Source organism: Streptomyces sp. NPDC002640 (assembly GCF_053592575.1).
In genome coordinates this window covers 127816-146763 of record NZ_JBSFVZ010000018.1, presented here as the reverse complement: position 1 = coordinate 146763, position 18948 = coordinate 127816, and the positions used below count along the sequence as shown (strand labels likewise).

Below are 18948 nucleotides of genomic sequence, written 5' to 3'. Positions count from 1 at the left end.
CACTCGCCGCACTGCTCCGGCAGGGCCTTGTCGTCGGCGAAAGAGAACTGGTGGACGAGCGTCACGCGTCGGAAAGCACGGTCACACATCCGCCTGCCCCCGAGGGGCCGTGGGTGCCGTTCCCGTCGGAGGCCCCGGCAGGGGCCGGCCTGACCGGCGTCGCCCCGCAGTGGTCCCCGTACGACGGCGACGGGTGGGACACCGGGGCCTACGACGGCTACGCGGCCCAGTACTTCGCGGAGGCCCACTTCTCCGCCCACGACACCGGCGCGCACGCGACGACGACGTGGGACACCGGGGTCCACGACACCACGGGTTGGGACACCGGCGCGCACGCGACGACGACGTGGGACACCGGGGCCCACGACACCACCGGTTGGGACACCGGGGCTCACGACACGACGGGCTGGGACACCGGCGCCCAGTACGCCGTCCGCGTGCCCGAGCAGCCCACCGGCGGACCCGACGCGGAGGACGGCTGGAGCGAGCGGGCGGCCGGCACCACCCCACCGGCCGGCACCACCCCGCCGCGGCCGGACCACGACAGGACCCCCGCCGATGTCGTGCCGGAGCCCGGGAGTCGCTCCCGCTCCGGCTCGCGCGGCCGCCGGCGCCCGTCCGCCCGGCGGTCACCGCTGCTGACCGTGGCCGTGCCCTCGGTCTGCGCGCTGGGAGTGGCCACGGTCGCCGCGGTCGCGGTGGCCGACCCCGCCGACGAGACGGCCTCCGCCGCACCGTCCTCCGAACCCAGACCGGTGCAGCCCTCCACCGACGACGCGTTCGCCTCACGGGTCAGCGGGCTCACCGACACGGCCAACGACTTCGGCGACCGGGCCAGCCGCGAGCAGGAACGCACCGACCTGATGGAGCGGCGCCAGGGCGAGATGCAGAAGGCGGCGGCCGAGGCCGCCAAGAAGGAACGTCTGCGCCCCAAGGTCGTCAGCCCGGTCACGCAGCGCGGGCTGAGCGCCTACTACGGGGCGGCCGGCGCCCGGTGGGCGCGCGGGCACACCGGCATCGACTTCCCCGTCTCCTACGGCACCCCCGTGTTCGCGGCCACCGACGGGGTCGTGAGCACCCGGACCCACGGGGCCCTGGGCAACATGGTCATCGTCACCGCCAAGGACGGAACCGAGACCTGGTACTGCCACCTCGCCAACTTCAAGCTCGCGCCCGGCGCGGTGGTGAAGGCCGGCGACACCATCGCCTGGTCCGGCGACACCGGCAACTCCAGCGGCCCGCACCTGCACTTCGAGGTGCACCCGGGCGGCGGCCCCGGCATCGACCCGCTGGGCTGGCTGGCCAGCCACAACATCGACCCCACCTGACAGCCGCCCCGCGGCGGCTCCCCGGGCGACACCGACGGGACGGACCAGGCGCACGGCCCGCCCCGCCGACGGCGTCAGCGGTCAGCGGTCGGCAGTCGGCGGTCGGCGGTCGGCGGTCGGCGATCAGTAGTCGGCATCGGAGTACACGACGACGCCACGCAGGTTCCGGCCGGCCGCCATGTCCGCGTAGCCCTGGTTGACCTCCTCGAGCCGGTAGGTGGTGGTGACCAGCTCGTCCAGCTTCAGCTGCCCGGACCGGTAGAGGCGCAGCAGCTTGGGGATCTGCGTGCGCGGCCCGACCCCGCCGAAGATCGGGCCCTGCACCCGATTCTGCAGCAGCGTCACTTCGAACAGGCTCATCCGCACGTCGAGGCCCGCGACACCGCCCATGCCGGTGACCACCACCTGGCCGCCCTTGCCGGTGAGGTCGAGCGCCTGCTGGACGTACTCGCCCCGCATCTCGCCCACGGCGACGACCACGACCTCCGCCATCCGGCCCCAGGTGAGGTCCGGGAGCTCCGCCGCCGCCTCCTCGACCGAGGCGTACGCGTGGGTGGCGCCGAACTCCAGCGCCTTCTTCCGCTTGAAGTCGACCGGATCGACGGCGACCACGTACCGGGCCCCGGCGAACCGGGCCCCCTGCACCGCGTTGATGCCGACGCCGCCGACTCCCATCACCACCACGCTGTCCCCGGGACGGGTGTCGCCGATCTCGGTGGCCGAGCCCCAGCCGGTGGAGACGCCGCAGCCCAGCAGGGCCGCCTTGTCCAGCGGGATGTCCTTCTCGATCCTGACGACCGAGGCCTGGTGCACCGTCACATAGGGCGAGAACGTGCCCAGCAGGCATATCTGCACCACCGGCCGGCCGTCGAGCGTGACCCGGAAGGACTTGTCGGAGATCGCCTGGCCGGACAGCAGCCCCGCACCCTCGTCGCACAGGTTCTGCAGGCCCGCCGCACACGGCGGACAGGTCCCGCAGGCGGGGATGAAGGCGGTCACCACATGGTCGCCCACCTCCAGGTCCCGCACGCCCGGGCCCACCTTGGTGACCACACCGGCGCCCTCGTGGCCGCCGAGCACCGGGTACAGCTCGACCGGTGAGGCCCCCGACGCGATGTGGGCGTCCGAGTGGCACAGCCCCGATGCCGCGAGCCGGACCTGCACCTCGCCCTCCACGGGATCACCCAGATCGACCTCGGTGATCCGCCACGGTGCGCCGACCTCGTCGAGAACCGCCGCCTTGACCTTCATGTGGTGCCTCCTTCACGCCGCCGGACAGGTGAGGGAGAACAGGTGACGGCCGCACCGGCAGGCGCGGGCGGCCCGTCAGCAGGAGCAGGGGACCGGGCTCCAGCGGCCCAACTATGGCGGAAGCCGCTCGCCGGGAAGGGCGCCCGCGCCACGACCCGCCCCTCCGGCGTGGCGTTCGGGGTGAACGAACGAACGATCCGTTCGCCGCCGTCCCGTCGCGGGTCTTGCCGGCACCTCGCACCTGCCCTAGAAACGGTCGCAAGCGCCGCACTCCGCGGCGGACCCGCCGCGGAGCAGGTCACGAAGGGATCCCCATGTATCCGGGTGCCCACGCAGTGAAGGACCCGCACCGCCCCGCCGTCGTGATGGCCGGGTCCGGCGAGCGGCTGACCTACGGGGAACTGGACGAACGATCCATCAGGCTCGCCGCCGTCCTGCGTTCCTCGGGTCTTCGCCGTGGCGACGTGGTGGCCCTCCTCTCCGACAACTCCCCGCACAGCTACGAGGTGTACTGGGCGGCCGTCCGCTCCGGGATGTACATCACCGCCGTCAACAGCCACCTCACCGCCCCGGAGGTCGCCTACGTCGTGCGGGACTCCGGCGCCGCCGCCCTGGTGGCCTCGCACGGCGTGGCCCCCCTCGCGGAGGAGATCGCCGGCGAGGTTCCCGGCGTCCGGGTGCGGCTCGCCTACGGCGGACCCGTCGCGGGATACGGCGACTACGAGACCGCGCTGGCCGCCGCGTCCCCGGAGCCGCCCGCCGACCAGCCCCGCGGCGCCGACCTCCTGTACTCCTCCGGCACCACCGGCCGCCCCAAGGGCATCAAGCCCGAACTCCCCGACCGTCAGGTGGACGAGCCCGGCGACGTCCTGGTCGAGGTGCTGCGCGCCTTCTACGGGTTCGGCCCCGACAGCGTCTACCTCTCGACCGCCCCGGTGTACCACGCCGCCCCGCTGCGCTACGGCGCCTCGGTGCACGCCCTCGGCGGCACCGTGGTCATGATGGAACGCTTCGACGCCGAGGGCGCGTTGCGCGCCGTCGAGCGCCACCGGGTCACGCACAGCCAGTGGGTCCCCACCATGTTCATCCGGATGCTGCGCCTGCCCGAGCGGACGCGCGCCGCCTACGACCTGTCCAGCCAACGGGTGGCCGTGCACGCCGCCGCGCCGTGCCCGCCGGACGTGAAGCGGGCGATGATCGACTGGTGGGGGCCCGTCCTCCACGAGTACTACTCCTCCACCGAGGGCGTCGGGATGACCTTCATCACCTCGCAGGAGTGGCTGCGCAAGCCCGGCTCCGTCGGACGGGCCGTCCTCGGCGAACCGCGGGTGTGCGACGACGAAGGGCGGCTGCTGCCCGCCGGGGAGACCGGCACCGTCTACTTCGCCCGCGACGAGAACACCTTCGCCTACCTGGGCGACCCCGAGAAGACCAGGGCCGCCTACCACCCGGAGCACCCCACCTGGGCCACCACCGGCGACATCGGACATGTCGACGAGGACGGCTACCTCTTCCTCACCGACCGCAAGGCGTTCACGATCATTTCCGGTGGGGTGAACATCTACCCGCAGGAGGTGGAGGACGCCCTCGCGCTGCACCCCGCCGTCCTGGACGTGGCCGTCATCGGCGTGCCGGACGCGGAGATGGGGGAGGCCGTCAAGGCGGTCGTCCAGCCGGCACCCGGCCACCTCCCGGGGCCGGAGCTCGAACAGCGGCTCATCGACCACGTCCGTGCCCGCATCGCCCACTACAAGGCGCCCCGCAGCGTGGACTTCGTCGACGAACTGCCGCGCACCCCCACCGGCAAGCTGGTCAAGGGCAGGCTCAAGGCCCGGTACACGGAGGGCTCCGGACCGGCGTCCTGACGCCGCGCCCCGGCCCGGGGGGCGATGCCCTCCCGGACCGGCCGGAGGGCGGGTGCCCGTCCCGGACCGGCCGGGGGCGGGGTGCTGTCCGTCCCGGGGACGGGCAGGTGGCCGGCCCGTCCCCGGGGCCGGCCACCTGGGCGGTGAACCACCGCCTCACAGCATCGACTTGAGCGTCTCCAGGTCGGTCAGACGCCGGGCCGGGTCGGGCGACACCGGGTCCACCTGGAGCGTCGTGACCCCGGCCTGCCGGTAGGCCTCGACCCGTTCGGCGACGTACCGGGCCGGCCCCACGAGCGAGATGCCGCGCAGCAGTTCGGCGGGGACCGCGGCCGCCGCCTCCTCCTTGCGGCCGGCCAGGTACAGGTCCTGGATCCGGGCGGCCTCGGCCTCGAAGCCGTACCGGCAGGCGAGGTCGTTGTAGAAGTTGCGCCCGCGCGCGCCCATGCCGCCGATGTACAGGGCGAGTTGGGGCCGGGCCAGGTCGAGGAGCCCGTCGACGTCGTCACCGATCGCCAGGGGCGCCTGCGCCACCACGTCCAGCGGGCCGAGCGCCGGGTCGCGCCGGGCGGACCCCTCGGCCAGCGACTGCCCCCACACGTCGCCGGCCTTCTCCGGGTGGAAGAAGATGGGCAGCCAGCCCTCGGCGATCTCCGCAGCCAGCGCCACGTTCTTCGGCCCGATCGCCGCCAGTATCACCGGGATGCGCTCCCGGACCGGGTGGTTGATCAGCCGCAGCGGCTTGCCGAGTCCGGTGCCCCGGTCGGCCGGAAGCGGTATCTGGTAGTGCCGCCCCTCGTGGACGACCTTCTCGCGGCGCCACACCTGACGGCAGATCTCCACCAGCTCCCGGGTCCGGCCCAGCGGCGCGTCGTAGGACACCCCGTGGAACCCCTCGATCACCTGCGGCCCGGAGGCGCCGATGCCCAGGGTGAACCGGCCGCCCGAGACGTGGTCCAGGCCGGCCGCCGTCATCGCGGTCAGGGTGGGAGTACGGGTGTACACCTGGAGGATCCCCGAGGCGATCTCCAGGCGTTCGGTGCTCGCCGCGATGTAGCCGAGCTGGCTGACCGCGTCGAAGGAGTACGCCTCGGCGACGAAGACGATGTCCAGGCCGGCCTTCTCGTAGTCGCCGAGCAGGGCGACGGTCTCCTTGAACCCGCCGCTGTAGCTGAGCGCCATGCCGATCCTCATGCCGTGGCCCTCCTCGTCCGCCGTGCCGTCCGCGACGGTGCGCGACCGTGTCGCGGTGCTGTGCTGACCGGGATCATCCGATGACTCCTCGTGCGGAGAGACTGTCGAGTTCGGTGTCGGTGAGGCCCGCCTCGGCGAGCACCCGCCGGGTGTCCTCGCCCGCCTCCGGCACCGGGCCGGGGGTGGTGGGGGGCGTGGCGGAGAACCGGGGCGCGGGGGCGGCCCGCAGCGGGCCGTCGCCCTCCAGGAAGGTGCCGCGGGCCGCGTTGTGCGGGTGCCGGGGCGCCTCGGTCAGGGAGAGCACGGGAGTGACGCAGGCGTCGGTGCCCCGGAAGTGCTCGTCCCACTCGTCCCGGGTGCGCCCCGCGAAGACCGCGGCGAACCGCCGGCGCACGCCCGGCCAGGTGTCCGGCGGGCCCTGCCGGGCGCACTCCGGATCCTCCGCCAGGCCCAGCCCCCGCACCAGCGCCGCGTAGAACTGCGGCTCGATCGCGCCGACCGCCACGTGCTCGCCGTCCGCGCAGCGGTAGGTGGTGTAGAACGGCGCGCAGCCGTCGAAGAGGTTGACGCCGCGTTCGTCGCGCCACATGCCTTGGGCGAGCATGCCGTGGGTCATGGACAGCAGGAGAGCGCTGCCGTCGGTCATGGCGGTGTCCACCACCTGGCCCTCGCCGGTCGCCCGGGCGTGGAGCAGCGCGGCGGCCACCCCCAGGGCGAGCAGCATCCCGCCGCCGCCGAAGTCGCCGATCAGGTTGAGCGGCAGGACCGGGTCGCCGTCCGCGGGGCCGATGGCGTGCAGGACGCCGGTGAGCCCGATGTAGTTGATGTCGTGACCGGAGGAGTGGGCGAGCGGCCCGTCCTGCCCCCAGCCGGTCATCCGCCCGTACACCAGGCGGGGGTTGGCGGCGAGACACTTCTCGGGCCCGAGCCCCAGCCGCTCGGCGACACCCGGCCGAAACCCCTCGATCAGCGCGTCGGCGGAGGACGCCAGGCGCAGCACGGCGGCGGCGCCCTCGGGCTGCTTGAGGTCCACGGCGGCCGAGCGGCGCCCGCGCAGCAGCACCGCGTCGGCCGGGGAGGTGACGGCGCCGGGCCGCTCGACCCGGACGACCTCGGCGCCCAGGCCGGTGAGCATCATCCCGGCGAACGGGACCGGGCCGATGCCGCCGAGTTCCAGGACGCGCACGCCGCTCAGCGGCCCGCCCGTCGGCCCGCCCGCGGCGGCCATCAGCGGCCCGCCCGGAACAGGGGGTGCGCGGGCCCGGTCGGCCGGACCGCCGGGCCGCAGTCGACCTCGGGGAGGCCGGGCCCGGGATCCCGGGGCCGGTGGACGGTGACGGCGACGCCGTCGGGGAAGGAGGTGCGGACGGCGTCGGGCATCGTGTCTCCGTGGGGGCGGGTCGGCGGGGATACGAGGGCGGATGCGGGAAGGCTGCTGCGGGGAGAGCCGCTGCGAGGGCGCTGCTGCGAGGGCGCCGGCTAGGGTCCGCTGCGGCCGGGCTACTTCGGGGCCATGCGGATGGCGCCGTCGAGGCGGATGACCTCGCCGTTGAGCATCGGGTTGTCCACGATGTGCGCGACCAGGGAGGCGTACTCCTCCGGCGCCCCGAGGCGAGAGGGGTGCGGCACCTGCCGGCCCAGCGAGTCGCGGAGCTCCTGCGGGGCCCGCCCCAGCATCGGGGTGTCGAACAGGCCCGGCGCGATCGTCACCACCCGGATCAGCCGGCCGGCCAGGTCCCGGGCGATCGGCAGGGTCATCCCGACCACGCCGCCCTTGGACGCCGCGTACGCGGCCTGCCCGATCTGGCCGTCGAAGGCCGCCACCGAGGCGGTGTTGACGACGACGCCGCGGTCGCCGTCCAGCGGCTCGTTCCCGGCCATCGCCGTGGCGGCCAGCCGGATCACGTTGAAGGTGCCGATCAGGTTGACCGTGACCACCTGGGTGAAGCGGTCCAGCGGATACGGCCCCTCCTTGCCGACCGTGCGGGCCGCGCCGCCTATGCCGGCGCAGTTGACGGCGATCCGCAGCGGGCCGCCCGCCGTCGCCGCCTCCACCGCGCGGGTCACGTCGCCCTCGTCGGTGACGTCACCCGCCACGAAGGCGGCGCGGTCGCCCAGCCGCTCGGCCACGGCCTCGCCGCCGGAGGACGGCAGGTCGAACAGGACCACCCGGGCGCCCGCGGCCAGCAGCCGCTCGGCGGTCGCCAGACCGAGGCCCGAGGCCCCGCCCGTGACCAGTGCGGAGACACCGTCGACGCGCATGGAACAACCCCACCTTCCCTGTGGCGGCGCGTGAGCTGCCGCGCAACGTACTTAGCGATCGTTCAGCGAGGGGCACTCAGGCAACCACAGGGCCCTGGCGGTGTCAACGCGGCTGCCACAGAGCCCTGTTGGCCTCGCGCTACGGGCGGGCGGCCCGTCCTCGTGGCATGCCCGGGACGGGGGAGCGGCCCCTCTGGACAGCGGCCGGAGTCGTCGTTAGCTTAGCGATCGTTCGACAGCCTCACCCCGCCGTGCCGTCGCCTCGAAGGAGCACCGTCATGCGTGACGCGGTCGTCGTCGACGCCGTCCGTACCCCCATCGGCAAGGGCAGGCCCGGCGGCGCCCTCGCGGGCATCCACCCCACGGACCTGTCCGCGCACGTCCTCCGGGCGCTCGCCGAACGCAACGGCCTGGACCCGGGCACCGTGGACGACGTCGTCTGGGGCTGTGTCTCCCAGGTCGGCGAACAGGCCGGCTGCATCGGCCGGTACGCCGTCCTCGCCGCGGGCTGGCCCGAGCACGTGCCCGGGCTCACCATCGACCGGCAGTGCGGCTCCTCCCAGCAGGCCGTGCACCAGGCCGCCGCCGGGGTGATCGCCGGCCAGTACGACATCGCCGTGGCCGGCGGGGTGGAGTCCATGTCGCGGGTGCCGATGGGGGCCACGCGTGCCGAGGGGCGGTTCGGGGAGGCGTTCGGCCCGCTGGTCGCCGGACGCTACGACCACGTCGTCTTCAACCAGGGCATCGGCGCGGAGATGATCGCCGAGGAGTTCGGCCTCGACCGCGCCGCCCTGGACGAGCACGCCCTCGCCTCGCACGCCAAGGCCGCCCGGGCCGCCGACGAGGGCCGGTTCAAGAACCAGATCGTGCCCGTCACGGTCATCGGCGAGGGCGGCGCCACCCGGGTGTTCGACACCGACGAGGGCGTGCGCCGCGGGGGCACCCCGGAGGCCATGGCCGCGCTGAAGACCCCCTTCAAGGAGGGCGGCGTCATCTCCGCGGGCAACTCCTCGCAGATCTCCGACGGCTCCGCCGCCCTGCTGATCACCACCAGTGAGATCGCCCGGCGCAACGGCTGGACCCCGATGGCGCGCTTCCACACCGGGGTGGTCGTCGGCGCCGACCCCGTCACCATGCTCAAGGGCCCGATCCCCGCCACCCGCAAGGCCCTCGACCGCGCGGGCCTCACCCTGGAGGACATCGGCGTCTTCGAGATCAACGAGGCCTTCGCCTCCGTCTCGCTCGGCTGGCAGTGGCAGACCGGCGCCGACCCGGCCCGCCTCAACCCCAACGGCGGCGCCATCGCCCTCGGCCACCCGCTGGGCGGCTCCGGCGCGCGCCTGATGACCACCCTCGTCCACCACATGAAGGACCACGGCATCCGCTACGGCCTCCAGTCCATGTGCGAGGGCGGCGGCATGGCCAACGCCACGATCCTCGAACTCCTGTGACCCCCGCGGCCGCCGGGTGAGCGGGCCACCCGGCGGTCGCGGAAGGCCGCGCGAGCACCGTTGACAGGGCGCACCCCCTCCAGCACGTTGGGCATGGCCACCGCCAGGTGACGGAGGGGTGAGCGCATGACGGACGAGAACGCCGAACCGCACCGCACCACCGAACCGCGCCGGACTGCGGCGCCGCGCCCGGCCGCCGTGCCGCGCCGGGCCGTCGGGCCGAGGTCCGCCCCGCTCCCACGGGCCGTCCCGGTGCAGCGTCGCGGCGACCGGGGGCTGCCGTACGTCGGCCAGCTGCTGGAGTACGCCGAGGACCCCCGTCGCCCTCTTCCGGCGGAGCTGGGGGCGCTACGGCCCGGTGGCCCCCTTCCGCGCCCGGGGCAGGAACTCGGTGATCCTCCTCGGCCCCGACGCCTGCGGCGAGGCGCTGCTCAACAAGGACAAGGCGTTCGCCAACGGGCCCCGGGCTGGAGGTCAAGGCGATCATGCACCGGCTGCTGCGCCACCACACCTGGACCGTCGACCCCGGCTACGTGCCGCCGATCGACCACCACTCCCTGCCGTTCCCCGAGGACGGGCTGCCGATCGCCCTCGCCCGCCGCTGACGACGGAGCCGTCCGCCTTCCGCCCCGTCGCACTGTCGTCCCCGCGGCCGTGATCGTCTAGCATGTCCATGTCATTCAGTGGGCGTCACCGGACCCAGGGGCAGGACCAACGATGAGAACGAAGGCGTACACCATCCTCGGAACGCTCGTGCTGGCGGCCGGCCTGGCCACGGCCCCCGGCACCGCCGTCGCCCAGGAGTCGGCGGCCGCGGCGGTCACCAAGATCAGCCACTCCACGGCGACCACGATGTTCCGCAACGCCGGCATCGGCTGGACGTCCAGCGGTGGCTGTTCCGACCGCAACAACCCGACCTGTACCTCGTTCGAGCAGCTCAACCTGGCCAGCGCGCAGGGCGCGGTGACGCTGCGGAACGCGTCGGGGTGTGCGATGACCATCACCGGCGGGACCGAGACCGGGCACGCGAGCGGGACGTACAGCCACTGGAACGGCTACAAACTGGACTACAGCCTGACCACCTGCCTCGGCAACTACATCACCGGCACCTTCACGCGCATCGCCGACCGCAGTGACGGCGCCGCCCAGTACCGGTCCGCCTCGGGGAACATCTACGCCCGCGAGAGCAACCACTGGGACGTCCTGTACTACAACTGCGGAGGCTGCTGACCCGGCCGGTCCCGCGGCGCGGTCCGCTCGCCGGGGCGGTGCAACGCCTCGGCGGCGGCCGCGAGGACGGCCTCCGTCACCCGGGCGAGGGCCGGGACGTCCAGCTTCCACTGCTGCCAGAACAGCGGGACGTCCAGCCGCCGGCCCGGCACCAGCTCCGTCAGCGCGCCCGTCCGCAGCAGCGGCTCCGCCTGGGGCTCGGGGACCAGTCCCCAGCCGAGGCCCGCGGCGACCGCGTCGCAGAAGCCCTCGGACGTGGGCACGTAGTGCCGCAGCCGCCCGGCCCCCGGGGCGTCCGGGTCCAGTGAGCGCGCGAACCGGTCCTGGAGCTCGTCCCGCCGGTCGAAGACGATCACGGGCGCCCGGGGCAGCAGGCGTTCCACCGGCCCGCCGGACAGGTGCCGCCGCGCGAACCCGGGGCTCGCGACCGGCAGGTAGCGGGCCAGCCCGAGCGGGCGCACCGTGCAGCCGGCCACCGGTTCCGCCGACGAGGTGAGCGCCGCCATGACCTGCCCGTCCCGCAGCAGGGCCGGGGTGTGCCCCTCGTCCTCGCGCCGCAGTTCGAAGGAGATCGGCGGATCCTGTGGCACCCGGGACAGCACCGGCAGGAACCAGGTGGCCAGCGAGTCGGCGTTGACCGCGATCGGCACCCGGGCCGGCGCCCCGGCGTCCGCCAGCCCCAGCTCGACGCCCGCGTCGTGCTCCAGCGCGGCGAGCTGGCGGGCGAACCGCACCACCACCTGCCCCGACTCGGTCGGACGCACCGGCTTGGTGCGGGTCAGCAGCACCCGTCCGGTGCGCTGCTCCAGCGTCTTGATCCGCTGGCTGACCGCGGACGGCGTGATCCGCAGGACGGCGGCCGCCGCGTCGAAGGTGCCCTCGTCGACGACGGCCAGCAGCGTCCGCACCTGGTCGTGCGGCAGGTCGGTCATCACGTCGGCTAATGATAGTTAAGAAAGTTGAGCTGTACTAATGAAGGGGGGCCGCCTAGCGTCGGACCCCGTGAACAGCGCTTTCCTCCCGGCGGCCCTCGCCGGATTCGGTACGGGACTCTCCCTCATCGTCGCCATCGGTGCCCAGAACGCCTTCGTCCTCCGGCAAGGGGTGCGGGGGCAGGCGGTGCCGGCCGTGGTCGCCATCTGCTTCGTCTCCGACGCCCTCCTGATCGCCCTCGGCGTGGCCGGGCTGGGCGCGGTGGTCACCGCCTGGCCCGGGGCCATGACCGTGATCGGCCTGGCCGGCGGGGCCTTCCTGCTCTGCTACGGGGCGCTGGCCGCCCGCCGCGCCCTGCGGCCGGCCGGTGAGGCGCTCGACGTCCAGGGCGCGGCCGCCGGCTCGGTCCGCGGCGCCGTGCTCACCTGCCTGGCGCTGACCTGGCTCAACCCGCACGTCTACCTCGACACGGTGCTCCTGCTCGGCTCCGTCGCCGCCGACCAGGGGTCGCTCCGCTGGGTCTTCGGGGCCGGAGCGATGCTGGCCAGCCTCGTCTGGTTCACCGGGCTCGGCTACGGCGCCAGGCTCCTCGGCGGTGTCCTCGCCCGCCCCGCCGCCTGGCGGATCCTCGACGCGCTGGTGGCCACCACCATGCTGGCGATGGGTGTGATGCTGCTGGTCCGGGCCCTGTGACCCGCCGGGCGGCGGGTGCGGGCGCCGGACTCCCGAGGACGCGCGCTTGGTGAAGCGCGCGCCCTGCCGCAGGATGGTGGTTATGGGTGTTCTGCGCAGAAACAGGGTGAATGTCGTCGGCGACCCCGACGGCCCGGTCGTCATGCTGGCGCACGGCTTCGGATGCGACCAGAGCATGTGGCGCCTGATCGTGCCCCGCCTGGCCGCCCGCCACCGGCTGGTCCTGTTCGACTACGTGGGCGCCGGCGGCTCCGACCCGTCCGCCTGGAGCGAGGAGCGCTACTCCTCCCTGGAGGGATACGCCCGGGACGTGGTCGAGATCAGCGAGGAGCTGGACCTGCGGGACGTCGCCTTCGTCGGCCACTCCGTCAGCTCCATGATCGGCGTCCTGGCCGCCCGCGCGGCGCCCGAACGGATCACGGCCCTCGCCATGATCACCCCGTCGCCGTGCTACATCGACAAGGGCGAGTACCACGGCGGGTTCAGCGCCGAGGACATCGACGAACTCCTGGCCTCGCTGGACGCCAACTACCTGGGCTGGTCCTCCGCCATGGCGCCGGTCATCATGGGCAACCCGGACCGTCCGGAGCTCGGCGACGAGCTCACCGAGAGCTTCTGCTCCACCGACCCGGCCATGGCCCGCGTCTTCGCGCAGGCCACCTTCCTCTCCGACAACCGCGACGACCTCGCGGGCGTGGACGTCCCCACGCTGGTCGTGGACGTCTCCCAGGACGCCATCGCGCCGCCCCAGGTCGGCGCCTTCGTGCACGACCACATCCCCGGCTCGCGCCAGGTGACCCTCGACGCCAACGGCCACTGCCCGCAGCTGAGCAACCCGGACGCCACCGCCGACGCCGTCCTCGAGTTCCTGGACCGCGCGCGGTGAACCACGGGCACCCGCCGGAGGACGCGGACGCCCCCTGCCCGGTGGAGGAGCCCGGGGACGACGCCGAGGAACTGTACGACTCGGCGCCCTGCGGCTACCTGTCCACGAGGATGGACGGCACCATCGTCCGGATCAACTCCACCCTGCTGAGATGGCTGGGGGCCGAGCGGTCCGACACCGTGGGCCGCACCCGGTTCGCCGACCTCCTCACCGCAGGGGGAAAGCTGTACCACGAGACCCACTTCGCCCCGCTGCTGCGCATGCACGGCCAACTGGGCGGCATCGCGCTGGAGTTGAAGACCGCCGACGGCTCACGGCTCCCGGTCCTGGTGTCCTCCACCGTCAAGTACGGCGAGGACGGCGAACCGCGGCTGATCCGCACCACCGTGTTCGAGGCCTCCGACCGGCGCAGGTACGAGGAGGAACTGCTGCGGCAGCGCAAGGAGGCCGACCGGGCGCGGGCGCGGGCCGAGGAGGCGCGACTGGACGCCGAGCGGGCGCAGCGGGAGGCCGAGACCGCACGGCGGCAGGCCGACACCGACCGGGCCCGCCGCGACGAGGCGTTCCACGTGCTCCAGCAGGCGCTGCTGCCGCCGGCCCTGCCCGTCGTCCCGGGCCTCGACCTGTCCTGCCACTACCGGGCGTTCTCCCCCGACCGGCTCGGCGGCGACTTCTACGACGTCTTCGAGATCGGCGGCGGTCGCTGGGCGTTCTTCCTCGGCGACGTCAGCGGCCGCGGCCTGGAGGCGGCCGCGGTCACCTCGCTCACCCGCTACACCCTGCGGGCCGCCGCCTTCCACGACCACGACCCGCTGGGCGCCCTGAGGTCGCTGAACGCCGCCCTCTGCGAGCGCAACGAGGGCGACGACGGGAACGTGCGCTTCTGCACCGCCGTGGCGGGAGTGGTGGAACCGGAACCCGGACGCGGCCGGGCCCACGTGCGGCTGGGCTCCGGGGGACACCCGCCCGCGCTCGTCCTGCGGGCCTCCGGCGCGATCCAGTACCTCGACACCCCCGGCGGGATGCTGATCGGCATCGTGCCCGGCGCCGACTTCGTGACCGCCTCCACCACGCTCCTGGCGGGGGACACGCTGCTCCTCTACACGGACGGGCTCACCGAGGCCAGGACCGGCGACGGCCCCGGCGACCTCTTCGGCGGCGAGGGCCTGCGGGACTTCGCCCGCCGGCTCGGCCCGCTCGGCGCCGCCCGGCTCGTCGACGAGGTGAAGGCGCTCCTCGACCGCTTCGGCGAGGACCTCGACGACGACACCGCGCTGCTCGCCCTCGGCGTCCCCGCCCGGCCGTCCACCACCCTTCCGGACTGACGGGCCCTTCCGGACCGACGGGCGCCGCCCTCGGACCGACCGCGCCGCCCTCAGGCCGGCCCGCGCCGACCGGGCCTGTCCGCGGCGCCGGACCGCGCCGACCGGGCCCGCCCGCGGTGCCGGACCGCGCCGGTTCAGACGTCCCCCGTGATCGGGTGGCGCCGCCCGGCGAAGGTGTGGGCCACCCCGGTCTGCCAGCCCGGCAGCGGCAGTGCCCGGACCCCGTCGAAGCCCGCACGGCGCATCCGGGCGGCGAACTCCGAAGCGGTGTCGAACTCCAGGACGCTCTGCCACAGATGCCGGTACAGCGCCCGGTCCCCGAGCGCCGTGCCCAGCGGCACCACCAGGCCCCGGCAGACCGCCGACCACACCGCGCGGTCGGCGCGCCGGCCGCTCAGCGCGTACTCGTGTGCCACCAGACGGCCGCCGGGCGCCAGCAGGTCGTGGACGCCGCGCAGGACCGCGTCCGGGTCGGTGACGTTGCGGAAGAGGTAGGCGGCGAAGACCGCGTCGAACGGCCCGTGCGCACCGTCCGCGACCAGTTCCTCCGCCGTCGCGTGGACGAACCGCACCCGCTCCAGGCCTCGCCGGGCCCGTGCCCGGGCCAGCATCGCCGACGAGGCGTCGGCGCCCACGATCTCGGCCCGCGGGAAGGCGGCGGCCAGCGCCGCGGTCGACCCGCCCGTGCCGCAGCCGAGGTCCAGCACCCTGCGGCCCGCGCCGCCCTCGGGCAGCGCCAGCCGGCGGGCGGAACGGCGCAGGTGGGCGTGGTGGCCCGGGCTGAGAGCGACCAGGCGGTCGTAGGACCCCGCGCCCCGGTCGAACGCGGCGGTCAGTTCGGCGTCGTACAGCAGGGTCATCGATCGGCTCCGTCCGTCCGGTGCACGCGCACTTCCTCTCCTCGGGCGGTTCCGGCGCTCGGGCCGGCTCCGCGGAGTATCGCGCCGCGCCGCACCGGCTCGGCGGCACCGGCGCGGCGGGTACCCGCCGGACGGGTGGCGTACCCACGGGTTCGGGCCAACCGCGCACGCTCCACGGGACCCGCGATCACGACCGGAGGGCGGGTTCCTAGAGTGGTCCGGGCGGCGGCGGAACCGCAGCCCGCCCCGCCCGCCGTCCTCAGCCCGCATCCCGCCGCCCGCATCCCGTCCCGCATCGGAGCATCGTGCGTACACGCCTCCTCGACCGCCTCGGCCCGACCCTGCCCGTCCTCGCCGCGCCCATGGCGGGCGGCGCCGGGACACCCGAGCTGGCGCTGGCCGCCGCCCGGGCCGGAAGCCTCGGCTTCCTGGCGGGCGGATACCGGACCCCCGACGCGCTGGCGGCGCAGATCGAGCGGGTGCGGGCCGCCGGCGTCCCGTTCGGCGTCAACCTGTTCACCCCGCCGCCCGTGCCGGTGGAACCGCGGGCCTACCGCGACTACGCCCGCACCCTGGCACCCGAGGCGGAACGCCTCGGCATCGCCCTCCCGGACGGTCCGCCCGTGGAGGACGACGACCAGTGGGAGCGGAAGACCGAACTGCTGCTCGCCCGGCCGGTGCCGGTGGTGTCGTTCACCTTCGGGCTGCCCGGCGCCGAGCTGGTGGCGGCGCTGCGGAAGGCCGGCACGGCCGTCCTACAGTCGGTGACCTCGCCCGAGGAGGCGGCACGCGCCGCCGACCGGGGCGTCGACGCGCTCGTGGTGCAGGCCTGCGCGGCCGGCGGCCACTCCGCCACCCTCACCCCCGGGCGGCCGCCCGCCGACGTGCCGCTGCCCGACCTGGTCGACGCGGTGCGCCGGGCGGTGCCGCTGCCGGTCGTCGCCGCGGGAGGCGTCGCGGGCCCCGAGGACGTGGGGGCGGCACTGCGCGCGGGCGCCGAGGCGGTCTCCGTCGGCACCCTGCTGCTGCGCACCTCGGAGAGCGGGGCGTCCGCACCCCACCGGGACGCCCTCGCCGACCCCGCCTTCACGGAGACGGTCCTCACCACCGCCTTCACCGGCCGCCCCGCCCGGGCCCTGCGGAACCGCTTCACCGACCTGCACGGACCGTCGGCCCCGCTCGGCTACCCGGCGCTGCACCACCTCACCGCCCCGCTCCGCAAGGCGGGCACCGCCGCCGGGGACACCTCGGTCGTCCACCTGTGGGCCGGCACCGGATACCGGCAGGCACGGACCGAACCCGCCGCGGACACCCTGCGCCGCCTGGCCGCCGGCGCGCCGTAGGGGAGCCGGGCACGGTAGGCGCACAGGCACCGCGACCGCCCCGCGGCCCCGCGGACGGTGCGGGTCAGTGGCGGCCGCGGACCACGATCACCGGGCAGTCGGCGTGGTGCAGCAGGGCCTGGCTGACCGAGCCCAGCAGCATGCCCTGGAAGCCGCCCCGGCCGCGGGCGCCCACCACGACCAGCCGCGCCTCACCACTGGCCTTCAGCAGGGCGGCACGGATCCGGGAGCGGACCAGCCGGGGCTCGACCCGGACGTCCGGGTGCGCGGCCCGGTACGGCGCCAGCGTGTCGTCGAGCAGGCGCCGCTGCGCCGCCTCCAGCCGGTCGACGTCCACCACGATGCGCATCGGGTCGAGCGGGTCGTCGAGGGCGTCCTCGCTCCGGCTGTTCCAGACGTGCAGCGCCACCAGCGGCGCCCCACGCAGCTCCGCCTCGGCGAAGGCGAAGGCCACCGCCGCCTCGCCGGCGTCCGACCCGTCCACGGCGAGCAGCACCGGGCCGGCCGGGGAGGGGCGTCCCCGGACCACCATCAGCGGGCAGTGGCCGTGCGCGGCCAGGTGCACCGCCGTGGAGCCGAGCAGCAGCGAGGAGAAGGTGTTCAGGCCCCGGCTGCCCACGACGGCCAGGCTCGCCGAGCGGGACTCGATGGTCAGGACCTCCAGCGGCTCCCCGGACACCACCGAACGGGTGACCTCGAGGCCCGGCACCCGGGCGCGTGCCCGCTCCTCCGCCTCGGACGGCACTCCGTGCACCAGCCCGGCCAGCCCCCGCCCGCTCATCTCCGGGGTCGGCGTGACGCCCGGGAACCGGCCGGGCCGGTTGCCGAAGGCGTGCACGATCCGCAGGGGGACGCCCCGCAGCCGGGCCTCGTCGGCCGCCGCGTCGACCGCGGCGAAACCGGACGGCGAACCGTCCACCCCTACGATCACTGGCTCGTTCACTTCCGGCTCCCGTCCCGGCCCGTCGTCGCCTCGCCGCCGCCGTGGTCCCCCTCCAGCCTCCCCGAGCCCGCGCCCCGGGGCCACCGGACAGGGCCCGGCCGGTGGCCCGGCCCGCGTCGGCCTGCGTCGGCCACGTCGGCCACGTCGGCCGCGTCGGCCCGCGTCGCCGCGACGAGGCGCTTCGGCCGCGCTTCACCGGAAGGCGGGGCATTGGTCATGTGCGCGCTGCCGAATGCGGGCAGGTTCGGCCCATGGCATTCCGAGAGAACACCACGCGCCCCCGCCGGAGACGCCCGGTCCTGCGCGACGCCGTCGCCGCCGCACTCGCGGTGTGGCTCGTCGCGGGAGCGTCCGCCGGGGCCTCGGCCTCCGAACGTCCGCACCACAAGCGTGCGTTCGACCTCCAGGCGCACCGCGGCGGCGCGGCGATGACGGTGGAGAACACGCTGCCCGCCTTCGCCCGCGCCCTGGAACTCGGCGTCACGACCCTGGAGTTGGACGTCCAGGTCACCGAGGACGGGTACGCGGTGGTCACCCACGACCGCGACGTCCAGGAGCGCAACTGCCAGGACACCGGGCCCGCCTTCCCGGGTGACCCCGAGTACCCGTACGTGCCCGGCAAGAAGTACGTCAAGGACCTCACCCTCGCGCAGATCCGCACGCTGGACTGCGGATCGCTGCGTCAGGCGAAGTTCCCGGGCCAGCGCCTGGCGCCCGGGGCGCGGATGCCGCTGCTGTCCGAGGTCTACGCGCTGGTGCACCGGTACCGGGCCTACGGGGTCACCCTGAACGTGGAGACCAAGGTGGAGGCCGGCGCCCCGCACGAGACCGCGCCGCGGGAGCGGTTCGTGCGGACCGTGATCGACGAGACGCGGCGCGCGCGGATGCTGCGGCAGGTCACCGTGCAGAGCTTCGACTGGGGCGCCCTGATGCGGGTGCGGGAACTGGAGCCCCGGCTGCCGGTGGTGGCGCTCACCAACGGGCAGCAGTTCCTGCAGCAGGGCCTGCCGGGGGCCTCGCCCTGGCTGGGCGGCCTCGACATCGACGACTTCGAGGGCTCCCTCCAGCGGCGCTACGTGGCCGCGGCGGCCTCGTTCGGCGCCGACGCCGTCTCCCCGGTGCACGGCGACCCGCAGGGCGGCGGCGTCGAGGACCCGGGGTACGTCCCCTTCACCACGCGGGAACTGGTCGACTCCGCGCACCGGGCGGGGCTCGAGGTCGTGCCGTGGACCGTCGACGACCCGGCGACCGTCCGGCACCTGCTCGGGCTCGGCGTGGACGGCCTGATCACCGACGCCCCGGACGTCGTCCGCGACGTCCTCGCCGAGGAGGGCTACCGCCTGCCCCGCGCCTACCGGGCGAAGCCGTAGCGGCCCCGCCTCGC

17 protein-coding genes are annotated in these 18948 nt (G+C 74.8%); 9 read left to right on the top strand and 8 right to left on the bottom strand.

All coding sequences use genetic code 11. The features are described 5' to 3' along the window. Window positions 1-113: 113 nt before the first annotated feature. The gene (locus ACWD3O_RS23200) at window positions 114-1328 is read left to right on the top strand and encodes a M23 family metallopeptidase (RefSeq protein WP_451417197.1); all 1215 of its coding nucleotides are present in this window, start codon (window positions 114-116) and stop codon (window positions 1326-1328) included. A 123-nt stretch (window positions 1329-1451) separates the two neighbouring features. Here ACWD3O_RS23200 and ACWD3O_RS23195 read toward each other — a convergent pair whose 3' ends face one another. Continuing rightward, window positions 1452-2579, bottom strand: coding sequence for an NDMA-dependent alcohol dehydrogenase (locus ACWD3O_RS23195; RefSeq protein WP_451417196.1), 1128 nt, complete (start codon window positions 2577-2579; stop codon window positions 1452-1454). A 335-nt stretch (window positions 2580-2914) separates the two neighbouring features. On the opposite strand from ACWD3O_RS23195, the gene ACWD3O_RS23190 reads away from it, so the two are divergent. Beyond that, window positions 2915-4444, top strand: a complete 1530-nt coding sequence (locus ACWD3O_RS23190) for an acyl-CoA synthetase (RefSeq protein WP_451417195.1) — start codon at window positions 2915-2917, stop codon at window positions 4442-4444. 156 nt (window positions 4445-4600) lie between these two features. Here the strand turns inward: ACWD3O_RS23190 and ACWD3O_RS23185 are convergent, their stop codons facing one another. The 4 genes from ACWD3O_RS23185 to ACWD3O_RS23170 all read right to left on the bottom strand — a co-directional run bounded on the left by ACWD3O_RS23185 (window position 4601) and on the right by ACWD3O_RS23170 (window position 7900). Then, window positions 4601-5638: an LLM class F420-dependent oxidoreductase gene (locus tag ACWD3O_RS23185; RefSeq protein WP_451417194.1), complete on the bottom strand. Its 1038-nt coding sequence runs from the start codon at window positions 5636-5638 to the stop codon at window positions 4601-4603. A 73-nt stretch (window positions 5639-5711) separates the two neighbouring features. After that, window positions 5712-6866, bottom strand: coding sequence for a CaiB/BaiF CoA transferase family protein (locus ACWD3O_RS23180; RefSeq protein ID WP_451417193.1), 1155 nt, complete (start codon window positions 6864-6866; stop codon window positions 5712-5714). Continuing rightward, the gene (locus tag ACWD3O_RS23175; RefSeq protein ID WP_451417192.1) at window positions 6866-7018 is read right to left on the bottom strand and encodes a hypothetical protein; all 153 of its coding nucleotides are present in this window, start codon (window positions 7016-7018) and stop codon (window positions 6866-6868) included. Before ACWD3O_RS23175 ends, ACWD3O_RS23180 begins: the two co-directional genes overlap by 1 nt. A 120-nt stretch (window positions 7019-7138) precedes the next feature. Continuing rightward, window positions 7139-7900: a 3-hydroxyacyl-CoA dehydrogenase gene (locus ACWD3O_RS23170; RefSeq protein WP_451417191.1), complete on the bottom strand. Its 762-nt coding sequence runs from the start codon at window positions 7898-7900 to the stop codon at window positions 7139-7141. 278 nt (window positions 7901-8178) lie between these two features. Here ACWD3O_RS23170 and ACWD3O_RS23165 point away from each other — a divergent pair, with 278 nt between their 5' ends. Beyond that, complete coding sequence (locus ACWD3O_RS23165; RefSeq protein ID WP_451417190.1) at window positions 8179-9351, top strand: thiolase family protein; 1173 nt, start codon at window positions 8179-8181, stop codon at window positions 9349-9351. Window positions 9352-10068: 717 nt separating this feature from the next. Then, entirely contained in the window at window positions 10069-10581 is a 513-nt protein-coding gene (locus ACWD3O_RS23160; RefSeq protein WP_451411606.1) for a hypothetical protein, read from the top strand. On the opposite strand, the gene ACWD3O_RS23155 is transcribed toward ACWD3O_RS23160, so the two are convergent. After that, window positions 10560-11513, bottom strand: a complete 954-nt coding sequence (locus ACWD3O_RS23155) for a LysR family transcriptional regulator ArgP (RefSeq protein ID WP_451411722.1) — start codon at window positions 11511-11513, stop codon at window positions 10560-10562. The two genes, ACWD3O_RS23160 and ACWD3O_RS23155, sit on opposite strands and share 22 nt — an antisense overlap. A 70-nt stretch (window positions 11514-11583) precedes the next feature. Between ACWD3O_RS23155 and ACWD3O_RS23150 the strand changes: the two genes are divergently transcribed. The 3 genes from ACWD3O_RS23150 to ACWD3O_RS23140 all read left to right on the top strand — a co-directional run bounded on the left by ACWD3O_RS23150 (window position 11584) and on the right by ACWD3O_RS23140 (window position 14418). Continuing rightward, window positions 11584-12207 carry a LysE/ArgO family amino acid transporter gene (locus ACWD3O_RS23150; protein ID WP_451417189.1) on the top strand — a complete coding sequence of 208 codons (624 nt, stop codon included), beginning with the start codon at window positions 11584-11586 and terminating at the stop codon, window positions 12205-12207. A gap of 82 nt (window positions 12208-12289) precedes the next feature. Next, on the top strand, window positions 12290-13093 hold the full coding sequence (locus ACWD3O_RS23145; protein WP_451417188.1) for an alpha/beta fold hydrolase: 804 nt from the start codon (window positions 12290-12292) through the stop codon (window positions 13091-13093). Then, complete coding sequence (locus ACWD3O_RS23140; RefSeq protein ID WP_451417187.1) at window positions 13090-14418, top strand: PP2C family protein-serine/threonine phosphatase; 1329 nt, start codon at window positions 13090-13092, stop codon at window positions 14416-14418. Before ACWD3O_RS23145 ends, ACWD3O_RS23140 begins: the two co-directional genes overlap by 4 nt. Window positions 14419-14552: 134 nt before the next feature. On the opposite strand, the gene ACWD3O_RS23135 is transcribed toward ACWD3O_RS23140, so the two are convergent. Beyond that, on the bottom strand, window positions 14553-15278 hold the full coding sequence (locus tag ACWD3O_RS23135; RefSeq protein WP_451417186.1) for a class I SAM-dependent methyltransferase: 726 nt from the start codon (window positions 15276-15278) through the stop codon (window positions 14553-14555). 305 nt (window positions 15279-15583) lie between these two features. On the opposite strand from ACWD3O_RS23135, the gene ACWD3O_RS23130 reads away from it, so the two are divergent. Continuing rightward, window positions 15584-16621 (top strand): NAD(P)H-dependent flavin oxidoreductase, encoded by a 1038-nt coding sequence (locus tag ACWD3O_RS23130; RefSeq protein WP_451417185.1) that lies wholly within the window; start codon window positions 15584-15586, stop codon window positions 16619-16621. Window positions 16622-16685: 64 nt separating this feature from the next. On the opposite strand, the gene ACWD3O_RS23125 is transcribed toward ACWD3O_RS23130, so the two are convergent. After that, window positions 16686-17564 carry a universal stress protein gene (locus tag ACWD3O_RS23125; RefSeq protein ID WP_451411612.1) on the bottom strand — a complete coding sequence of 293 codons (879 nt, stop codon included), beginning with the start codon at window positions 17562-17564 and terminating at the stop codon, window positions 16686-16688. Window positions 17565-17815: 251 nt separating this feature from the next. Between ACWD3O_RS23125 and ACWD3O_RS23120 the strand changes: the two genes are divergently transcribed. Further along, window positions 17816-18934 (top strand): glycerophosphodiester phosphodiesterase family protein, encoded by a 1119-nt coding sequence (locus ACWD3O_RS23120; protein ID WP_451411613.1) that lies wholly within the window; start codon window positions 17816-17818, stop codon window positions 18932-18934. The last annotated feature ends 14 nt before the right edge of the window (window positions 18935-18948 follow it).

Coding starts and splice junctions, on each gene's coding strand:
- ACWD3O_RS23180 (WP_451417193.1), bottom strand. CDS start 6,866: ATGGCCGCCGCGGGCGGGCCGACGGGCGGGCCGCTGAGCGGCGTGCGC.
- ACWD3O_RS23160 (WP_451411606.1), top strand. CDS start 10,069: ATGAGAACGAAGGCGTACACCATCCTCGGAACGCTCGTGCTGGCGGCC.
- ACWD3O_RS23135 (WP_451417186.1), bottom strand. CDS start 15,278: ATGACCCTGCTGTACGACGCCGAACTGACCGCCGCGTTCGACCGGGGC.
- ACWD3O_RS23155 (WP_451411722.1), bottom strand. CDS start 11,513: ATGACCGACCTGCCGCACGACCAGGTGCGGACGCTGCTGGCCGTCGTC.
- ACWD3O_RS23175 (WP_451417192.1), bottom strand. CDS start 7,018: ATGCCCGACGCCGTCCGCACCTCCTTCCCCGACGGCGTCGCCGTCACC.
- ACWD3O_RS23185 (WP_451417194.1), bottom strand. CDS start 5,638: ATGAGGATCGGCATGGCGCTCAGCTACAGCGGCGGGTTCAAGGAGACC.
- ACWD3O_RS23145 (WP_451417188.1), top strand. CDS start 12,290: ATGGGTGTTCTGCGCAGAAACAGGGTGAATGTCGTCGGCGACCCCGAC.
- ACWD3O_RS23165 (WP_451417190.1), top strand. CDS start 8,179: ATGCGTGACGCGGTCGTCGTCGACGCCGTCCGTACCCCCATCGGCAAG.
- ACWD3O_RS23195 (WP_451417196.1), bottom strand. CDS start 2,579: ATGAAGGTCAAGGCGGCGGTTCTCGACGAGGTCGGCGCACCGTGGCGG.
- ACWD3O_RS23170 (WP_451417191.1), bottom strand. CDS start 7,900: ATGCGCGTCGACGGTGTCTCCGCACTGGTCACGGGCGGGGCCTCGGGC.
- ACWD3O_RS23120 (WP_451411613.1), top strand. CDS start 17,816: ATGGCATTCCGAGAGAACACCACGCGCCCCCGCCGGAGACGCCCGGTC.